This window comes from Acinetobacter sp. 228, from assembly GCF_048147885.1.
In genome coordinates this window covers 1-1772 of record NZ_JAYWYV010000135.1, presented here as the reverse complement: position 1 = coordinate 1772, position 1772 = coordinate 1, and the positions used below count along the sequence as shown (strand labels likewise).

Annotated in this window: 2 pseudogenes; both read left to right on the top strand. The window is 42.9% G+C overall.

Annotated features, from left to right (window positions below):
- Window positions 1–1497: pseudogene (gene thiC, locus VXQ92_RS16680) on the top strand (phosphomethylpyrimidine synthase ThiC); the annotation flags it as partial.
- A gap of 75 nt (window positions 1498–1572) precedes the next feature.
- Window positions 1573–1772: pseudogene (locus VXQ92_RS16675) on the top strand (NUDIX hydrolase); the annotation flags it as partial.

Below are 1772 nucleotides of genomic sequence, written 5' to 3'. Positions count from 1 at the left end.
TTCGTACTGCTGATATTCGCTTTGCACATATTCAAAACCCACGCCGCGCTAAAGCAGGCAAAAATGTCACTCAAATGCACTATGCCAAGCAAGGTATTATCACGCCTGAAATGGAATATATTGCAATTCGTGAAAATCAGCGTCAACGTGAAGCTGTAGATATGCGCCAGCACCCAGGTCAAAACTTTGGTGCGAAAAACTTAAAAGAAATTACACCTGAGTTTGTTCGCCAAGAAGTTGCCGAAGGCCGCGCTATTATTCCTGCCAACATTAACCACCCAGAACTTGAACCAATGATTATTGGCCGTAACTTCTTGGTTAAGATTAATGCCAATATTGGTAACTCGGCGCTTGGTTCTTCAATTGATGAAGAAGTTGCGAAAATGACATGGGCAACCCGTTGGGGCGCTGACACCATTATGGACTTGTCTACAGGTAAGAACATTCATGAAACACGTGAATGGATTATTCGTAACTCACCAGTTCCAATCGGTACCGTACCAATTTATCAAGCACTTGAAAAAGTTGATGGTGTTGCCGAGAACCTGACTTGGGAAATCTTTAAAGACACGCTGATTGAACAAGCTGAACAAGGTGTTGACTACTTCACCATTCACGCAGGTGTATTGCTTCGCTATGTGCCACTTACAGCAAATCGTTTAACAGGTATTGTATCTCGTGGTGGTTCAATCATGGCGCAGTGGTGTCTCGCTCATCATGAAGAGAACTTCTTATACACACACTTCGATGAAATCTGTGAAATCATGAAAGCCTATGATGTGTCATTTAGCTTAGGCGATGGCTTACGTCCGGGTTGCGCAGTTCAGCGAACTTAAAACACTGGGTGAGTTGACTCACCGTGCATGGGAACATGATGTTCAGGTCATGATCGAAGGTCCGGGTCACGTACCAATGCATATGATTAAAGAGAACATGGACTTACAGTTAGAAGTGTGTAAAGAAGCTCCATTCTATACACTTGGACCTTTAACCACAGATATCGCTCCGGGGTATGACCACATTACTTCTGCTATTGGTGCAGCCATGATTGGCTGGTATGGCACAGCAATGCTTTGCTATGTGACACCTAAAGAACATTTAGGTTTACCAAACAAGAAAGATGTGAAAGACGGAATTATTACCTACAAGATTGCAGCACACGCAGCCGATCTTGCCAAAGGTCATCCGGGTGCACAAGTTCGTGATAATGCCTTGTCTAAAGCACGTTTCGAATTCCGTTGGGACGACCAGTTCAACCTAAGCCTAGACCCCGATACAGCACGCAGCATGCATGACGAGACTTTACCAAAAGAAGCGCATAAATCTGCTCATTTTTGCTCAATGTGTGGTCCAAAATTCTGTTCGATGAAAATCACCCAGAATGTACGTGACTATGCCAACAATCTCACCAATAGCGATTCAGAGGTTGAAGAAGGCCTCAAAGCAATGAAAGAGGTTTATCAAGAGCAAGGACAAAAACTGTATCATAAAGTGTAAATATTCAAAAAAAACACTTGACTAGCCATGATTCTAGGTTAGGATGAAATAAATAGATTTCGTCCTGATCGAATCATGAGTATTGTCGAGCGTCCAAGTTATACATCTAAAGATGTCGAAGTAACATCACGTGAACCTCTGTTCAGTGGTTTTATTCAAGTTGAAAAAGTCAGCCTTCGACATCGTCTATTTAATCAATCTGAATATACTCCTGTATTGCAGCGCGAACTTGTGCATCGGCCTGAAGCGGCTGGCGTTCTACTCTACAATGATCA